This is a genomic window from Streptomyces sp. NPDC029674, from assembly GCF_044903205.1.
Lineage (GTDB): Bacteria > Actinomycetota > Actinomycetes > Streptomycetales > Streptomycetaceae > Streptomyces.
In genome coordinates this window covers 1-1,021 of the sequence record NZ_JBJDPY010000076.1, presented here as the reverse complement: position 1 = coordinate 1,021, position 1,021 = coordinate 1, and the positions used below count along the sequence as shown (strand labels likewise).

Sequence of the window (1,021 nt, the reverse complement as noted above, 5' to 3'; positions counted from 1 at the left end):
CGCTCGTGGACCGGGGCTTCGCCGCCGTGGACCGGCAGGTGGGGTTGAACCCCTCGGGCGAGGCCTTCAACGAGCTCTCCCTCGAGGCGGAGTCGCACCGCCCGGACAACGCCATGATCAACGCCGGCGCGCTCGCGGTGCACCAGCTGCTCGTGGGACCGGAGGCGAGCCGGAAGGAGCGGCTGGACCGGGCCGTGGAGATCATGTCCCTGCTCGCCGGGCGTCGGCTCTCGGTGGACCGGGAGACGTACGAGTCCGAGATGGCGGTCTCGGACCGCAACCTCGCCCTGGCGCACATGCTCCGCAGCTACGGGGTGCTGCAGGACTCCGCCGGGGAGATCGTGGCCGGGTATGTGGCGCAGTGCGCCGTGCTCGTCACCGTCAAGGACCTCGCCGTGATGGGCGCGTGTCTGGCGACGGGCGGCATCCACCCGATGACGGGAGAGCGGGTGCTGCCGTACATCGTGGCGCGGCGAGTGGTGTCCGTGATGACCTCCTCCGGCATGTACGACGCCGCCGGGCAGTGGCTCGCCGACGTCGGGATCCCGGCCAAGTCCGGGGTGGCCGGCGGTGTGCTCGGCGCGCTGCCGGGCCGCGTGGGGATCGGCGTGTTCTCGCCGCGCCTGGACGAGGTGGGCAACTCGGCGCGCGGCGTGCTGGCGTGCCGCCGCCTCTCCGAGGACTTCCGGCTGCACCTCATGGACGGGGACAGCCTGGGCGGCACCGCCGTGCGCTTCGTAAAACGCGAGGGTGACCGCGTGTTCGTGCATCTGCAGGGCGTGATCCGGTTCGGCGGCGCCGAGGCGGTGCTGGACGCGCTCACGGACCTGCACACCGGGGCGGAGAAACCCGGCACCGGGTGGGACGCCGCCGTCTACCCGCGGTGGCAGGAGGCCGCGGCGGACAGCGCGGCGCTCGCGGCCGCGACCAGCGGCGGTGCGGTGCACGAGGCCGCCGCCGTGGCCGCCCGAGACGAGAACGACGGGCCCATCCGCACCGTGGTGCTCAACCTCGAGCGGGT

General features: G+C 73.5%; 1 protein-coding gene. It reads left to right on the top strand.

Annotated features, from left to right (window positions below):
• Positions 1-1,021: glutaminase (locus ACI2L3_RS40480; protein WP_404757468.1), on the top strand; the 1,021-nt coding region annotated here is incomplete at both ends.